Source organism: Kitasatospora sp. NPDC001119, from assembly GCF_053598475.1.
Genome location: NZ_JBSFKI010000027.1, coordinates 105,900 through 122,346 on the forward strand (window position 1 = coordinate 105,900; position 16,447 = coordinate 122,346).

The 16,447-nt window shown below is 74.2% G+C and carries 13 protein-coding genes; 3 read left to right on the top strand and 10 right to left on the bottom strand.

The window, feature by feature from the left end; translation table 11 throughout:
- Positions 1 to 95: 95 nt before the first annotated feature.
- The 7 genes from ACWDD9_RS29800 to ACWDD9_RS29830 are packed head-to-tail and all read right to left on the bottom strand — an operon-like array spanning position 96 to position 6,386.
- Entirely contained in the window at positions 96 to 713 is a 618-nt protein-coding gene (locus ACWDD9_RS29800; protein WP_049650720.1) for a TetR/AcrR family transcriptional regulator, read from the bottom strand.
- A 27-nt stretch (positions 714 to 740) separates the two neighbouring features.
- Positions 741 to 1,586 carry a fumarylacetoacetate hydrolase family protein gene (locus ACWDD9_RS29805; protein ID WP_074005209.1) on the bottom strand — a complete coding sequence of 282 codons (846 nt, stop codon included), beginning with the start codon at positions 1,584 to 1,586 and terminating at the stop codon, positions 741 to 743.
- Between the two features lie 12 nt (positions 1,587 to 1,598).
- Positions 1,599 to 2,537, bottom strand: a complete 939-nt coding sequence (locus tag ACWDD9_RS29810; protein WP_117486940.1) for a 3,4-dihydroxyphenylacetate 2,3-dioxygenase — start codon at positions 2,535 to 2,537, stop codon at positions 1,599 to 1,601.
- Positions 2,530 to 3,993, bottom strand: a complete 1,464-nt coding sequence (locus ACWDD9_RS29815; protein WP_449813272.1) for an aldehyde dehydrogenase — start codon at positions 3,991 to 3,993, stop codon at positions 2,530 to 2,532. Before ACWDD9_RS29815 ends, ACWDD9_RS29810 begins: the two co-directional genes overlap by 8 nt.
- A 52-nt stretch (positions 3,994 to 4,045) precedes the next feature.
- Positions 4,046 to 4,852: an acetoacetate decarboxylase family protein gene (locus ACWDD9_RS29820; RefSeq protein WP_049650716.1), complete on the bottom strand. Its 807-nt coding sequence runs from the start codon at positions 4,850 to 4,852 to the stop codon at positions 4,046 to 4,048.
- 58 nt (positions 4,853 to 4,910) lie between these two features.
- Positions 4,911 to 6,194, bottom strand: a complete 1,284-nt coding sequence (locus ACWDD9_RS29825; protein WP_449813273.1) for an NAD(P)/FAD-dependent oxidoreductase — start codon at positions 6,192 to 6,194, stop codon at positions 4,911 to 4,913.
- Positions 6,195 to 6,197: 3 nt separating this feature from the next.
- Complete coding sequence (locus tag ACWDD9_RS29830) at positions 6,198 to 6,386, bottom strand: ferredoxin (RefSeq protein ID WP_049656520.1); 189 nt, start codon at positions 6,384 to 6,386, stop codon at positions 6,198 to 6,200.
- 425 nt (positions 6,387 to 6,811) lie between these two features.
- Here ACWDD9_RS29830 and ACWDD9_RS29835 point away from each other — a divergent pair, with 425 nt between their 5' ends.
- Entirely contained in the window at positions 6,812 to 8,167 is a 1,356-nt protein-coding gene (locus ACWDD9_RS29835) for a glutamine synthetase family protein (protein WP_375877027.1), read from the top strand.
- 26 nt (positions 8,168 to 8,193) lie between these two features.
- Positions 8,194 to 9,483, top strand: a complete 1,290-nt coding sequence (locus ACWDD9_RS29840) for a cytochrome P450 (RefSeq protein ID WP_117491489.1) — start codon at positions 8,194 to 8,196, stop codon at positions 9,481 to 9,483.
- Between the two features lie 75 nt (positions 9,484 to 9,558).
- Here the strand turns inward: ACWDD9_RS29840 and ACWDD9_RS29845 are convergent, their stop codons facing one another.
- The 3 genes from ACWDD9_RS29845 to ACWDD9_RS29855 all read right to left on the bottom strand — a co-directional run bounded on the left by ACWDD9_RS29845 (position 9,559) and on the right by ACWDD9_RS29855 (position 14,795).
- A complete protein-coding gene (locus tag ACWDD9_RS29845) occupies positions 9,559 to 12,021 on the bottom strand; it encodes a penicillin acylase family protein (RefSeq protein ID WP_449813274.1) in 2,463 nt (820 codons plus the stop codon).
- Between the two features lie 164 nt (positions 12,022 to 12,185).
- Positions 12,186 to 13,364 (bottom strand): serine hydrolase domain-containing protein, encoded by a 1,179-nt coding sequence (locus tag ACWDD9_RS29850; protein WP_449813275.1) that lies wholly within the window; start codon positions 13,362 to 13,364, stop codon positions 12,186 to 12,188.
- A 129-nt stretch (positions 13,365 to 13,493) separates the two neighbouring features.
- The gene (locus ACWDD9_RS29855; protein ID WP_449813276.1) at positions 13,494 to 14,795 is read right to left on the bottom strand and encodes an MFS transporter; all 1,302 of its coding nucleotides are present in this window, start codon (positions 14,793 to 14,795) and stop codon (positions 13,494 to 13,496) included.
- Between the two features lie 251 nt (positions 14,796 to 15,046).
- On the opposite strand from ACWDD9_RS29855, the gene ACWDD9_RS29860 reads away from it, so the two are divergent.
- On the top strand, positions 15,047 to 16,414 hold the full coding sequence (locus tag ACWDD9_RS29860; RefSeq protein ID WP_449813277.1) for a condensation domain-containing protein: 1,368 nt from the start codon (positions 15,047 to 15,049) through the stop codon (positions 16,412 to 16,414).
- Positions 16,415 to 16,447 lie beyond the last annotated feature (33 nt).

Sequence of the window (16,447 nt, forward strand, 5' to 3'; positions counted from 1 at the left end):
CGTTTCAGGTCAAACGAGTTGCCTCATCGTGGGGCGGCGCCATGCGTTTGACAAGGGGTCGGGAAGCAGGAAAAAGGGGCTTGGACGGCGCGGCGTCAGCGCCCGTCGGGCTCCTCGGCCAGCCCGGCCAGCAGGCCCCTGAGCTCCGCCAGCGCCTCCTCGGTGGCCTCCCGCTCACCGAAGACCAGCTGGTGCAGCACCAGGCCCTCCAGCGCGGCGAAGACCAGCCGGGACATGCCGCGGCTCACCGGGCCGGGCAGGATCCGGCCCAACTCGCTCCGGCTGGCCTCGAAGTACTCCTCGTAGAGGCCGCGCAGGTGCGGCAGCAGCTCCGGCCGGCGGCGGGCCTCCAGCAGCAGCTCGTACTGGAAGGCCTGCACCTCGGGACCGGACTCGACCATCTCCACGAGACCGGTGGCGAAGTCGGCCGCGGGGCCGGTGCCGACGCCGAGCGCGCTGACGCTCAGCGAGGAGCGGATGGCGTGGGTCAGCGCCTCCTCGATCAGCGCGTCCCGCGTACCGAAGTAGTGCACGACGAGCCCGTGGGTGACACCGGCCTCCTGGGCGACGGCCCGGTAGGTGAGCTTGCGCAGACCGCCCCGGGCCACCACGCGCACGGCGGCGTCCAGCAGGGCCGTCCGTCCCGTCCCGTAGTTCGTCACGCGCTTGCGGGGGCCGCGCTCGACGGTGGTGGGCTTGACGGGATCGGTCATGTGATCGACCCTACCGGCGCGCACCGGTCAGCGCTTCGGCGGCCGGATGCCGCGGAACTCCCAGTCCCCGCCCAGGGCGGTGGACAGCACCTCCTCCGACTCGGTGGGCTGCGCCCCCACGTCGGTGCGCACCGGGGTCGGCCCGGCGACGATGCGGTTGGCGAGTCGGCCGAGGCCCTCCACCTCCACCTCGACGAGGTCCCCGGGCGCCACCGGCCGGGAGTTGGCCGGGGTGCCGGACAGCAGCACGTCGCCGGGGTACAGGGTGATGGTGCGGGCGATGTCGGCGACGAGGTAGTGCATGTCCCAGGTCATCTCGTCGGTGGAGCCGTCCTGGACGACCTCGCCGTTGACGTAGGTCCGCAGCCGCTTGCCGTGGAAGTCCCAGTCGGTGACCAGCCCGGGGCCGAGCGGGCACAGGGTGTCGGAGCCCTTGACCCGGAGCATGGAGCCGGCGTCGGTGTCCCGGAAGTCGTGCAGGCCGTAGTCGTTGGCCACGGTGTACCCGGCGATGTACTCCCCCGCCTCGGCCGGGGAGACGTTGCGCGCGGTGCGGCCGATCACGATGGCGACCTCGCCCTCGTAGTTGAGCCACTTGCAGCCCTCGGGGCGGACGACCGCGCCCCGGTGGGAGTTGAGCGCCGAGGTCGGCTTGTGGAAGTAGGTGGGGCTGTCGGGCAGGCCGATCCGGAACTCCTCCACCCGGCTGCGGTGGTTGAGGTGGACGGCGATCACCTTGGAGGGGACGACGGGCGGCAGGTGGTGGGCGTCCTCGGCCGCGACGCGCCGGCCGTCGCCGGCCACCAGGTCGTCGCCCTCGCGCACGGTCTGGACGGCGGCGCCGTCGAGCAGGATGCGGCGGTACTCGGGCATGGCGGGGCCTTTCTAGCGGAGGCTGTGGGGGTTGCGCGGGCCGGCCGAGGCGGCGGACGGGCCGGTGCCCGTCCAGCCGCCCTGCGGGCGGTCGAACCAGAGGTGGGCCTGGCCGGTGCCGATCGCGTTCTCGTACTCGCCGTACTGGCGCGCCGTCGCGGTGCAGGCCCGCTCGCCGAGGGCGCCGGCCATCATCAGGTAGTGGGAGAACCCGGCCTCGGGCCGGTGGCGCCGGAACTCGTCCATGGTGTCGAGGACCCGGTCGTGGCGGCCCTCCTTGAACCAGGCGATCCGTTCCCGGTCGGCGGCCCGGGCCTCGGGGGTGAAGATGTGCGCCGGGTCGCCGGACTCGTGGTCGCGCAGCTCGCGCAGCGGCCAGAAGGTGTGGGACAGGGCCCCGGAGGCGATCAGCAGCACCCGCCGGCCCGGGGTGGCGGCGATGCCGTCGGCCAGCGCGCGGCCCAGCCGCAGGTGGTCCTCGGCGTCGCCGGTCTGGCAGACGCCGATGGTCACCCAGCGCTTGTCCGGCAGGCCCTCGCCGAGGAACTTCCACAGGTTGACGGTGGCGTAGTAGATCGGCAGGTACGCGTCGTCGACCGGGGTGATCCAGGTGCCGTGCCGGTCGGCGAACGAGGCGATGGCGCGGGCGAGTTCGGGGTCCCCGGGGAAGTCGTACGGCATCCGGCACATGCCGCGCGGCAGCTCCTCGGAGGTGAACAGCCCGGCCCGGCGCTGCTGGGCGGTGACCACGAACTCGACGGTGGTCGCCCAGTGGGAGTCCAGGACGACGACGGTGTCGTAGTCCGCGCGCTCGAAGACCTCCTCGCGCAGCTGCCGCAGGCCGGTGACGAGGGTGATCTCCCGGCCGTCGTTCAGCCGGCGCCTGGTCTCCTCGGGCAGCACGATGGTGGGCACGTGGGCCAGCAGGCCGGCCCCGACGATCTCACCCATGGCTGGTCCACCCCTTCGGCGAGGTGACGGTGTTCTTGACATCGCAGTAGAAGTCGAAGCTCCAGGTGCCGCCCTCGCGGCCGACGCCCGAGTGGCGGGAGCCGCCGAACGGGGCCTGGAGGTCCCGGACGAAGAAGCAGTTGACCCAGACGGTGCCCGCCACCAGCCGTGCGGTGACCCGGCGGGCGCGCTCCGGGTCGCCGGTGGCCACGGTGGCCGCCAGGCCGAAGCGGGTGTCGTTGGCCAGCCGGACGGCCTCCTCCTCGGTGCCGAAGGTCTGGAGGGTCAGGACGGGGCCGAAGACCTCCTCCTGGACGATCTCCGCGTCCTGGGCGACATCGGTGAGCAGGGTCGGCGCGTAGTACCGGCCGTCCCGGGGCCGGCCGCCGATCACGGTGCGGGCGCCGGCCGCGACGGCCCGCCGGACGAAGCCGTCGATCTTCTCCAGCTGGCGGGGGTGGACGGTGGGGCCGATGTCGGTCGCCTCGTCCCGCGGGTCGCCCTGTACGAGGCGTGCGGCCCGCTCGACGAAGCGCCGGGTGAACTCCTCGGCGACCGTCTCCTCGACGAGGAGGCGGGTGGCGGCCAGGCAGACCTGGCCGGCGTTGTCGTACTGCTCCACCGCGAGCTCGACGGCGAGGTCCAGGTCGGCGTCGGCGAAGACCAGCAGCGGGGACTTGCCGCCCAGTTCGAGGCTGAGCGGGGTGAGGTTGGCGGCGGCCGACGCGGCGATCCGCCGGGCGGTCGGCACGGACCCGGTGAAGCTGATCCGGCGCACGTCCGGGTGCGAGGTGAGGGCGTCGCCGATCTCGGAGCCGTACCCCTGCACCACATTGAGGACGCCGGCCGGCAGCCCCGCCTCGGCGGCGATCGCGGCGAGCAGCGAGGCCGTCAGCGGCGACCACTCGGCGGGCTTGAGGACGACCGTGTTCCCGGCCGCCAGGGCCGGGGCGACCTTCCAGGTGGCCAGCATCAGCGGCGCGTTCCAGGGGGTGATCAGCACGCAGGGGCCGGCCGGGTCCCAGCTGACGTGGTTGGTGTGGCCGCGGGTGTCGAAGTCCTCGTGGCCGAGCCGCAGCAGCCAGTCGGCGAAGAAGCGGAAGTTGTGGGCGACCCGGGGCATGACGCCGCGGCGGTGCGAGCGCAGCAGGGCGCCGTTGTCGGCCGTCTCCACGACGGCCAGCTCCTCCAGCCGGCGCTCCACGCCGTCGGCGACGGCGTGCAGGAGGCGGGCCCGCTCCTCGCGCGGGGTGGCCGCCCAGGCGGGGAAGGCGGCCTTGGCGGCGGCGACCGCGGCGGCGGCCTCCGTCGCGGTACCCCGGGCGATCTCGCCGAGGACGGCGCCGTCGACGGGCGAGACGTCGGTGAAGGTGCCGGCGGAGGCGACGCGTTCGCCGCCGATCCAGTGCCGGGTGTCGACGGCGACCCCGGCGACGGTGGTGGTGTGTTCGCTCATGTCCTGCGCTTCCTCGTGTCTCCGGGTTCCTCGTGGGCGGTGCGGCGGGGGGTCACTCGGCACCGGAGGTGCCGGACTCCAGCAGCCGGCCGCCGTCCCACACCACGCCGACCTGCCGGTAGTAGGCGGCGATCGGCTCGCGGACCTCCAGCCGGGCCAGCTCCTCGGTGGGCGCCTCGAACAGCTCCAGCTCGGCGTCGCCCACCCAGGGCTGCCCGGCCTCGAAGGAGGCGGCACCGGACTCGACCAGCTCGTCCAGGGCGAGGCCCTTGCCCTTCTCGATGGAGGGCAGCCAGCGGTGGTGGAGCATCGGGTGGCCGTTGACGAAGCCGTTGCTCTCCGACGGCTCGCGCAGCGTGACGACGGCCTGGGCCAGGCGCCGGTCCGCGGCGGCGAGGGTCGCGCCGAACCGGGCACCGGCCTCGATCCGCGGGGCGGGCCCGTACGGGTGCGGCCGGGTCTGGTGGATGGAGCCGAGCTTCTTCGGGTAGCCCTGGTGCAGCCCCCGGGCGATCGCGAAGTCCTTGTCGACCCAGATGTGCGCGCAGCGGCTGTACGTCCGGCCCCGGTACGCGCAGCGGACGACGGCGAACGCCTCCTTGTACTGGGCGCGCACCGGGTCGAGCAGCTCCCGTCCGGAGTCGGAGCAGGACTGCCAGTCGGCCCAGATCAGCGCGACGGCGCCCGGGTCCTCGTCGGCGAGTTCCAGCGGCTCGGGCAGCAGCTCGCGCACCCGGGCCGGGTCGGTGCGGTACTCGACGGTGAGCAGGTCGCCGGAGTAGCGCCACGGCGGCGGGGGGATCAGCGACGAGTCGCCGGTCGCCGTCTTGGGGTGGAAGTATCCACGGACACTGGCCACTTGGGGTTCCTTACGCGGTGGGAGCGGGGTGTGGGAGGGCGGGCCGCGCTACGGCCGGCTACGGGAGGGCGGGCTGCTCTACGGCCTGCTGCCCTACGGCCGGCTGCTCGACGTCCGGCCGCCGCAGCAGCTCGGCGCGGTAGCGGGCGGCGGCCGCCGCGGCACCCCGCCCGCCGAGGGCGACGACGCCGACCAGGCGGCCGGCCCGGTGGTAGCCGACCAGGACGTCCCCGTCGGGGTCCCCGTCGGGGTCGCCGGCCAGGACGCGCGCGTCGTCCCGGCCGAGGCCGGGGGCGCCGAAGGACTGCAGCCGGAAGTCGTGCTGGTCGCTCCAGAAGGTCGGCAGCGGGGCGAACGGCGCGAGACCGTGGTCGGCGCCGGCGAGGTGGGCGGCGAGCACCCTGGCGGCGTGCTTGGCCGTGTCGGTGGGGATGGACCAGTGCTCGACGCGGCGCGGGACGCCGTCGTACCGGGCGTTGGGGAAGCGGGCGACGTCACCGACGGCGACCACCTCCGGCCGCCCGCCGGCCCGCAGGTGCTCGTCCGTGCGCACGCCGTCGGAGAGGTCCAGGCCGTTGCCCTCGAGCCACTCGGTGTTGGCCACCGAGCCGACCGACTCCACCACCACGTCCGCGTCCAGCACCCGGCCGTCCGCCAGCGCCACCCCGGTGACCCGGTCCTCGCCCCGGAAGCCGGTCACCCCGGCGCCGAGGGCGAAGCGGACGCCCCGCCGCCGGTGGCGGCCGAGCAGCGACCCGGCGAGCAGTTCGCCCAGCGGGCCGACCATGGGCAGCGGCTGCGGGTCGACGACGGTGACCTCGGCGGCGCCGAGGGCGACGGCGGTGGCGGCCACCTCGCAGCCGATGAAGCCGGCTCCGACCACGACCACCCGCGCGCCGGGCCGGGTCAGCGCCTCGCGCAGCCCCCGGGCGTCGGCCTGGGTCCGGACGGTGTGCCGTCCGGTGGCGGGGCCGGGGCAGCGCAGCCGCCGGGCGCGCATGCCGGTGGCCACGACGAGGGCGCGGTAGGGCAGGGTCTCGCCGCCGTCGAGTTCGACGGTCCGGCGGTCGAGGTCGGCCCGGACGACCGCGGTGCCCAGGCGCCAGTGCACGTCGGAGACGCCGGCCCGGGGCCGGAGGGCGAGCGAGTCGAAGGAGGCCGTGCCCGCCAGGACCTCCTTGGACAGCGGGGGCCGGTTGTAGGGCATGTGGGGCTCGTCCCCGACGAGGGTGATCGGCCCGTCCCAGCCCGCGGCGCGCAGCTGTTCGGCGGCGCGCAGCCCGGCCATGGAGGCGCCGGCCACGAGGACGGGTGCGCCGGCCCCGGCGGTGGGTGCGGTCACGGCTCAGTCCTCGATCCGGATGGCCTGGAGCGGGCAGACGTCGGCGGCCTCCTCGACGTCGGCGCGCAGGCCCTCGTCGGGGTGGGCGACGTACGCGAGGTGTCCGTCCTCGTCGAAGCGGAAGACGTCGGGGGCGGCGAAGACGCACTGGCCGTGGTCCTGGCACTTGTTCATGTCGACGACGACCTTCATGGCCGGTCCTCCTGGTGGTGGGGGAGCGTCGCGGGAAAGGGAGGGAACGGGGGGGGATCGCGGGGGGCGTGGGGCCGCGGGGGCCGGATCACGGCCGAGGGGGCGGCGGACGCCGGAGGCAGGGGGCGATGGCCGCCGAGGAAGGCGGTGACGAGCGACCGCCAAAACGTTTGATGTCAAATAACATAGGAAGCAGCCGGCCTCTGGTCAAGAGCTATCCGGATGGATAAATTTCTGGGGCAGACCCCTTGCGGGAGAGCGACCGGCGTCCCTACCGTTTGCCACCAGCGAGCGAGCGTGTCCTGCCCCACCCCGCAGCCCGAAGCCGCCGCGCCCCCTCCCCCACCCCGCCACTGCCGTGCGCCCTGGCCCTCCCGACGCCGTGAACGCGGGGAGGCGCCCCACTTCCCCCAGAGGAGACACCGGTGAGCGCATCCGACATCCCGCCCGTCCGCCACCACCTGGAGCGGCTGGCCGCCCAGGGCATCGACGTGGTCCGGGTGACCTATCCCGACCTCATCGGCACCGAACGGGCCCGGGACGTCCTGCTGGACCACCTGCCCTCGGCCTGCGAACACGGCCTCGCCTTCTGCCGCGCCGTCTACCACACCAGCCCCCAGGGCGACGTGGTCCCCGTCCCCGGCGGCCTGGACGCCGGCCTGCCCGACATCTGCGTGCGCCCCGACCTCGACACCCTGGCCGCCCTGCCCTGGGAGCCCGGAGTCGCCAGCTGCCTCGGCGACGTCACCGACCCGGCCACCGGACGGCCCGCCCCGGAATCCCCCCGCGACCTGCTGCGCACGGTCGTCGACCGGTGCCGGGAGCACGGCCTGCACCCGGTCGTGGGGCCGGAGTTGGAGTACTTCCTGTGCGACGCCGCGCCCGGGACGCCGCAGGGCTGGCGCCGCTACAGCGAGGCCGCCGGCGTGGTCTACACGGCGGGGCTGCGCGCGGACGCCGACAACCACCTGCTGCGCACCCTGCGCCTGCTGCGCGACCTCGGCATCGGCATCACCAACGGCAACCACGAGTTCGACGGCTCCCAGTTCGAGATCAACCTCAACCACTCCGACGCCATGGCGGCCGCCGACCGCGCCTTCCGCTTCAAGTCCGCGGTCAAGGAACTCGCCCGCAAGGAAGGCCGGTTGGCCACCTTCATGGCCAAGCCCTTCCAGGGCGCCGGCGGTTCCGGCTTCCACCTCCACCTGTCCTGCGTGGACGGCGCGGGCGGCAACGTCTTCGCGGACCCGGCCGCGCCGTACGGGCTCAGCGCGACCGCGCGCCACGCGGTGGCCGGCGTCCTCGCCCACGCCCCGGCGCTCGCGGCGCTCGCCAACCCGACGGTCAACTCCTACAAGCGCTTCGGCCCCGACACCCTCGCCCCCTGGCTGATCGACTGGGGGCTGGACAACCGCAGCGCCATGGTCCGGATCCCGCCGGAGCGCGGCTCCGGCAGCCGCTTCGAGCTGCGGCTGGGGGACGCGAGCGCCAACCCCTACCTGCTGATCGCGGGGACCGTCGCGGCGGCCCTGCTGGGCGTCCTCGCCGGCGAGGAGCCCGCCGCCCCGCTGGAGGGCTACGGCTACGACCGCGCCAGGTCCGCGCTGCTGCCGACGTCCCTGCCCGAGGCGCTCGACGCCCTGGAGGCGGACCAGGACCTGACCGGGGTGCTCGGCCGGGACTTCGTCGACGCCTACCTCTCGTACAAGCGCGACGAGGTCGCCCGCTTCCAACGGCACGTCACCGACTGGGAGTTCACCGAGTACGCGTACCACCTGTGAGACCGAGGAGACCAACCGTGACCACCGTGCCGTCCACGCCGCCCGCCTCCGGCGCCATCGACGAACCGCTGCCCCTCGACCAGGTGGACCTGGCCGACCTCGACAACTTCACCGACGGCGTCACCCCGTGGCGGATGTTCCACACCCTGCGCCACCAGGACCCGGTGCACTGGCAGCCGGAGGAGGCGCCCAACTCCGGCTTCTGGGCGGTCACCCGGCACGCCGACATCGCCCGCGTCGACCGGGACGCCGAGACCTTCACCTCGACGAGGTTCGTGAACCTGGAGGAGGTCGACGACGACCAGATCAAGAAGCGCGCCTCCATCCTGGAGCTGGACGGGGTCCGCCACCGCGCCCTGCGCAGCATCCTCCAGCGCCAGTTCGGCGCGGGCGTGATCAACAGCTACGCCGACTTCCTGCGCGGCCTGACCGCCACCACGCTGGACGCCGCCCTGGCCAAGGGCCGCTTCGACTTCGTCAAGGAGGTCTCCGCCGACTTCCCGATCAACGTGCTCGCCCGCCTCCTGGACGTGCCCCCGGAGGACAACCAGCAGCTCATCGACTGGGGCAACCGGATCATCGGCAACACCGACCCGGACTACGCCGACGTCCTGCTGCACAGCGCGGAGAGCGAGAAGTACCGCGACCTGCCGTTCCGTTCGCCCGCCTCGCTGGAGGTCTTCGCCTACGGCCGCGAACTCGCCCGGCAGCGGCGCGGCGGCGCCGGCACCGACCTGGTCTCCAGGCTGGTCAACGAGACCCCCCGCGACGGGGTGCCGCTCTCGCCGCAGGACTTCGACAACTACTTCCTGCTCCTGGTCGTCGCCGGCAACGAGACCACCCGGCACACCATCAGCCACTCCATGCTGGCCCTCCTCCAGCACCCCGAGCAGCTCGCCCGCCTCCAGCAGGACCCGTCCCTCATCCCCGGCGCGGTGGAGGAGTTCCTGCGCTGGGCCTCCCCCGTCTACCACTTCCGCCGCACGGCCACCCGCGACGTCGAACTCGGCGGCAGGCGGATCAGGGAGGGCGAGAAGGTCGTGATGTGGTTCGCCTCCGGCAACCGCGACGAGGAGGTCTTCGGCAACCCCTACGACTTCGACGTGACCCGCCGCGACAACGACCACGTCACCTTCGGCAAGGGCAGCCCCCACCTGTGCCTGGGCAACCTGCTCGCGCGCACCGAGATCCGCATCATGTTCGAGGAGCTGATCCCGCGGCTGGCGGGCATCGAACTCGCCGGGGACGTCCCGCGGGTGCGCTCCAACTTCGTCAACGGCATCAAGCGGCTCCCGGTCGAGGTCACCCTCGCCTGACCCCGCCGCACGAGGTCGGACGGGCCGCCGCCGTTCCGGGAACGGCGGCGGCCCGGAGGCCCGTGCGACGGTGCGTCAGCGCCGCAGGACGGTGACGCCGAGGCCCGGCGCGGAGCGGATCTCGGCCTCGGTGAAGCGCTCGGTCACCCACTGCTTGCGGGCGTAGACGCGGGTCTGGTCGGTGAAGTGCGGCGAGGTCGGGTCGGCGGACTCGCCGTAGGTGAGCAGCGTCCTGGTGCGCGGACCCCGGTCGGTCAGCTCGGTGGCCATCAGGAAGGTGCCGCCGTGCGGGACGCTGCCGAGGTTCGTCGGGTAGGTGCCGCCGCCGGTGCCCGAATCCGGCCCCGCCGTCAGCACGTTGAAGCAGCCCAGCTGGTGGGAGCAGCCGTGCAGCGGGATGCCCGCCCAGCGCTGGACGAGGCCGATCGGGGCGTCCACCGGCAGGCCGCGGGCCGCCATGCCCTTCACCGCGTCGGCCAGGGCGCGCTGGGCCTCGGGGTTGGCGGCGTCGATGCCGCGCGGGGTGGTCAGCGGCCGGGCCGGATCGGCCGGGACCGTCTGCCAGGCGGTCGTGCCGGTCCCCGCCAGCGCGTCCCGGTACGCCTGCCAGAGCACGGTGCCCCGGCTGTCGGCGTCGGCCCGGGTGTTCCAGGCGGCGAGCGCGTCGCAGGCCGGGCGGACGTCGACCCGGCTGCCGTCGGAGGCGGCGATCTCCGGGTGGGCGCGGCAGAGCGCCACGGCGTCGTCGCGGTCGAGTTCGGCACTCTGCACCCGGTTGCCGAACATCGTCGCCTGGAGCGAGCCGAGGGTGAACCCGGGGGCGCCGAGGCCGTCGGTGCCGGCCCGGCGGTCGGCGATCATCCGCAGGCCCAGCTGGCTGCGCAGCATCCGCGCGGAGGCGCCCTGGTACATGGCGGGAAAGCCGGTGAGCGGGGCCTCCGCGTTGGTCAGGTACGGGCCGTTGTTGGAGTTGGCGACGTAGTCGGTGCGGGTCAGGCCCGGCTGGTTGGCGGGGCCGAAGACGCCGGGTACGAGCGCGTCCGGGTCGGTGCCCGGGTCGCAGGCGGCGGTCGAGCCGTCCAGTACCTGTCCGAAGCCGCCGCCCGCGACCAGGCAGCGGTCGCGCTGGGCGTCGGGGAGGTTCGGGACGGCGGAGGCGTCGGTGAACCAGGTGGTGCCGGTGGAGTCGACGGCCGTGGTGTACACCCACGGGAGGCCCTGGTAGGTGCGCTGGGCCTGGCGGAGCTGGTCGAGGTTCTGGGCGCGGCCGACCGCCAGCCACTGGTTCAGGGAGCGGAGGTTCTCGGCGTTGGCGTCGCCGAGGGTGTAGGCGTGCTCCCCGGTCCAGCCCTCGGCGAGGACGTAGCCGTGGCGGGAGCGGTAGAGGCTCCGGTCGACGGTGGAGAGCGTCCCGTCGGCGGCCCGGACCGTGACCTTGACGGTCTCCTGGGCCATCCGCTCGGCCTTGCCGTCCACCAGGTACGCGGTCGGGTCGCCGGGCACCAGGCTGAGCCGGTGGAGGGTGTGGTGGTCGGCGTAGCTGGTGGTGTGGCTCCAGGCGAGGCCACGGGTGTGGCCGATCTGGAGGAACGGGATGCCGTACAGCCCGGCGCCGGCGACGTCCAGGACGCCGGGGATGGTCAGCTGGGCCTGGTAGAAGCGCTGCTCGCCGGCCCACTGGAGGTGCGGGTTGGCCAGCAGCAGGCCGGTGCCGTCGCGGCTGGCGTCGCGCCCGATCGCCCAGGCGTTGCTGCCGAGTTCGGGGTTGTCGGCGGAGTGGCCGGGAGCGGCGATCCGGGGTGCGTCCGCCGCGGGTCCGGCGGCCTCGGCGCCGGACCCGGCTGTGGCTGCGGGCCCGGTCGAGGCCGCGGGGACGGCCGTGGCGATCTGCTGCTTGGCGGCGCCGCTGCCCGCCAGGGTGTTGGCGGAGTAGAGGATGTTCCACAGGTCGTCCGCGGTGATCGGCCCGACCCAGGCCTTCCCCCGGCAGGACGGGTCCGGCAGGTGGTCGGGGCCGGTGTCGCGCAGGTAGCGGTTGTACCCGGCGACGTAGCCGTCCACCAGCTGCCGCACCTCGTCGGTCGGGCCGAGCGGCGCGGGGGCGGCCTGCAGCCGCCGCACCGTCCCGGCGCGCAGCAGGCCCTGCTGGTAGGTGTCGCTCACCAGGTTGCTCACCCGGTCCACGGACTCGCCGTCCGGGCCGAGGTGGCGCGAGCGCTCGCCGCGCACGGTGAGCACCTGGTCGGCGAGCTGGCAGAGGTTGTCCTGGGCGAAGGCGTACCCGTAGCCGTAGCCGAGGCCGCCGAAGTCGCGGGCGAGGACGTGCGGGACGCCGTACTCGGTCCGGCTGATCTTCGCGGTCCAGCCACCCCGGTCGGCGTCCGGGCCGGTCCCGAGGTCGGTGCCGGCGGCCTGGGCCACGGCGGGCACCAGGGCCGTCAGCAGCGCGGACGTCAGCCCGACCGCTAGCGCGCCCGAGGTGAACCGCCTTATTTTCGATGGGAACTGACGTTCCTTCATGTTCTTCACTTCCGTCATGGCCTCACCCTGTGGCCGCCGGCACCCGCCGGTCATCGCCCCTCGGGACGACCTGCCCTCGACCCTACGACCTATCCGTGTACACCCCGGGGAGGAGACGTTCCCTACCCGCACGACCCTCCCGTCGGACGATGCGGTCGTCGATCACAGAGTCCGACGCCCGCTCAGCTGGCGCGGGGGCTCCCGGCGCACAGGGCGTGGTCGATCAGCTTCGAGGCCGCGTCCTCCTGGGCCTTGATGTGGTCCCAACTGTCGCCGAGCGCCTCGGACATGGAGACCACGGCGCTGCGCTTCCCGTCCTCGGTGACGCCGTTGAGGGTGATGAAGCCGCCGTCCCCGCCGTCGTGGCCCCAGTAGGTCCCGCCGCAGGTCAGCGAGCGCTTGACCAGGCCGAGCCCGTACTCGCCGCCGTGCCACATCTCCGAGGTCTGGTCGTCCACGGGCACCGTCCGCCGCATGTCTGCCAGTTGCCGCGCCGGCAGCAGCCGGCCCGCGAGCAGTGCGCGGAGGAGGACGTTCTCGTCCCGCGTGGTGGTGGCCCAGGAGAGCCCCTGGTCCATCGGCACCTGCTCGGTGACGTCCACCCGGCCGTCGGGTTCGGGGAAGAGCTGGTAGGCCTGGGCGTGCGGCCGGGGCAGGGTGGGCGAGGTGCCCATCAGCCGGGTCCGGTCGAGGCCGAGCGGGCGCAGGATGCGGTCCTCGACCTCCCGGTGGGCGGGGCGGCCGGTGGCCCGCTCGACGACCATGTCGAGCAGGAGGTAGCCGACGTTGGAGTACCTCCAGCTCTTGTCCGTGCCGAACTCCGCCCCGGCCACCAGGTCTTCGGGCTGGTAGACCTTGTAGCGCTCCCGCTCGTACCCGTCCTTCGAGTCGTATCCGGGCAGGTGGTCCACGATGCCGCCCTGGTGCTGGAGCAGCTCGCGGACGGTGGTCCCGCCGCCGGCTCCGCCCTTGGCCCGTACCACCTCCGGCAGCCAGTGGCCGAGCGTGTCGTCCAGCGACAGCCGCCCCTCGGCCTCCAGTTGGAGGACCACGGTCGCGACCATCGTCTTGGCCGTGCTGGCCATCCGGAAGTAGCCGTCGGGGGAGACCGGGCGGCCGGTGGTGACGTCGGCGGCGCCGCTGGTGGCGACCGTCTGGCGGCCGTCGGGCCCGATCACCCGGGCCTGCACGCCGCTGATGCCGAGGTCGTGGATCGCCGCGGCGTCCCGGCGCAACTGCTCGGCGACGGACGGACCGGCCGGGCGGGCGACGGCGGTGGCCGCGTTGGCGGCGAGCAGCACGGTGACGCCGGCCGCCACGACGAGGTGCCTGCGCAGGGTCGAACCCATGATCGAAGTCATGGCCGCACGCTAACCGGTTCCGGCCCGAACGGGCCGTGGTGCTCCGCTACTTGGGGGAGGAATGGGGGATGTCCCCCAGTCGTCCCCCAGCGCCGTCCCGGGACTCCCCCGCACCGACTCCGTGGCGACTCAGCCCACCGAGGCCGTGACCGGCCGCGCCGGCTCGGCCCCCGCACCGTCGGCCGCCCCGCCCAGCGCCGCCAGCCGCCGCAGGCTGGCCCGGCGCTGGAGCGCGCCGAGGCCGACGGTCGCCGCGCCGAGCCCGAGCCAGCCGACCGGCCCGGCCGCCATCACCACCCCGGTCAGCAGCAGCGGCCCCACCGACTTCTGCACCGACTGGGACATCCCGGCGACCCCGAGGTACGAGGCCTGGGCGCCCGGCGGGGCCAGCACGACCGCCAGCTCCCAGGAGCTCACCGAGCGCAGCAGTTCCGCCAGCGTGATCAGCATCGCCGCGGCCAGCAGCGCGACCGAGGCCAGGACCGGCCCGGCGCCGGTGGCGAGCGCGATCAGCAGGCAGCCCCCCAGCACCGTCACCCCGTACCAGCGGACCGCCGCGGCCGCCCCGAGCGCGCCCTCCGCCCAGGCGGAGACCCGCAGTTGCAGCAGCACCACGAGCACCGTGTTGAGCACCAGGAAGACCGGGACGACGGCGTGCGGCGCGCCGGTGTGGTGGACCAGCCAGAGCGGCAGCCCGACGTTGAGGACCGAGTCGTCCAGGTTCAGCGGCATGTCCAGCAGGACGAACCGCAGGTAGCCGCGGTCGCGCCAGGGGCTGGGCGCGGCCGCCGCCCCGGCGGGCGCCTCCCCGGCCTTCGCCGCGACCAGGCCGCGCCCGGACGGCTCCCGGGTGCGCCAGACCAGCACGGCGGCCAGCACGTAGGACAGCCCGTTGGCCAGGATCAGCACCCGGTAGGCGGCGGTGGTCCCGACCGCCAGCCCGATCGCCGCGACACCCGCGCCGAGCGCGTACCCGGCGTTGGCCACGCTGCGGAACAGGGCCTGGTAGGTGGCCCGCCGCTCGCCCGCCACCCGGGTCGCGAACAGCATCTCCAGGGTCTTGGCGGCCCGTTCGGCCAGGCAGATCAGGGCCACCACGGGCAGCAGCGCGGCGAAGCCGTCGACCACCAGCAGCAGCCCCATCGCCCCGAGCCGCAGCAGGTGGCAGCCGATCAGCAGCCACCGCACCGGCACCCGTTCGGCCGCCCGCCCGGCCAGCGGGGACCCGGCGATCCCCGCCACCGCCCCGACCCCGAGCAGCAGTCCCAGCTGCCGCGCGTCCATCCCGCAGACGTAGGTGAAGTAGAGCACCGAGGCCGCTGCCCACACCCCCGTGCCGGTCCGGTCGACACACTGCGCCAGCAGCATGATCCGCGCGTCCCGCCCGCCCGGCGGCCGCCGCAGCTGCGCTATCAGTCCGTTCCCCCGCATGGCAGGCCCCCGTCGTGTGCGTGGCGCGAGTCGCGCGATCGGCATCAATCTCGATATCAAGATACTTCACATCAAGAGACTTTTGGAAGCCCCGAACCCCCGACGGCCGCCGGGCGCGGCCGGCCGCACGACCCTCGACGCGCGGCGGGCGGTGCGCCACACTCTCCCCAGCAGCACCCGCGCTCCCAACGCACCGGCACGACGCCACGACGCCACGACGCCACGACCACCGCACTACGGAGAGCCGATCGGTGACCACTCGCCAACTGCTGGAGCTCGCCTTCTCGTCCGGACGGACCGGGGCCGGACCGGCCACCTGGGGCCAACGGGCCATCTGGGACGCCGTACGACGGCTGCCACCGGCCGACGCGCCGCGCTACAACATCGCCACCGCCGCGCCGCTGGACCCGGGGCTGCCCCTGCCCGTCCTGCTCGCCGCCCTGGAGCGGCTGCTGCACCTGCACGACTCGCTGCACACCCGGCTGCGCCCCGACGAGGCCGGCGGCCTCCGCCAACTCGTCGACGGCGAAGGCACCCTGGACGTCCACCTGTGGCCCGCCGGGAAGCACGAGGACCCGGCCGAACTCGGCACCCGGCTGCACGAGGAGCTGGCGGCACAGCCCTTCGACACCGCCGCCCAGTGGCCGGTGCGGATCGGCGCGGTGACGGCGGGCGGGCTGGTCCGGCACATCAGCCTAGTGCTCTCGCACACCGCGGTGGACGGCTCCGGGATGAGCAGGCTGGTCGCCGACCTGTCCGCGCTCTGCCTCGGCAGCTCCCCCGAGGAGCTGGCCGAGCTGCGCGAACCAGCCCAACAGCCGCTGGAGGAAGCCGAGTTCCAGACCTCCGAACGCGGCCGGCGGCGCGACGCGGGGGCCCGCAAGCAGTTCGTGCGCAAGCTCCGACTCGGCCCGCCCCGACTCTTCCCGTCCCACCCCCTCCCGCCGACCACCGCAGAGCCCGCCCGGTTCCCGAACGCGGTGCTCCGCTCCCCCGCCCTGCCCCGGGCCGTCGAGCGGGTCGCGGCCCGGCACCGGGTCAGCACGGGCTCGGTGCTGCTCGCCGCGACGGCCGCGATGACCGCCCGGCTCGCCGGCTCCACCGAGGCCGTGCTGAACGTCGTGGTCAACAACCGCTTCCTGCCGGAGCTGGCCAACGCGGTCGGCGTGATCGCGGGCGACGGCCTGTTCCATCTCCCGGACGCCACCGCCGAGTTCGGCGAGGTCGTGCGCCGCACCCACGCCGCGGCGATCGGCACCTACCGCCACGCGTACTACGACAGGCTGGCCCTGGCCGCCGAGATCGACCGACTGACCGCCGAGGGGGTCCAACTGGCCGACCGCTCCTGCGTGTTCAACGACACCCGGGAGCTGCTCCCGGCCCCGGCCGCCCCCGGCGAGGAGCACACCACCCTCAGCTGGCCGGTGGACTTCGAGCCGCGCCCCGGCCTGACCTACGCCCTGGACGCCCTGCAGTCCGCCGAGGCGCTGAGCCTGGCCATGACGGCCGACCCGGCCGTGCTGCCGCGCCCCGCGATGGAGCGGTTCCTGTACGGGATCGAGGAGTTGATCCTCACCGAGGCGGCCACGCCGGCGGACGGAGCGGCCGTCGGCGCTTGAACCTGACACTGATGTCAAGTTCTACCGTACCGG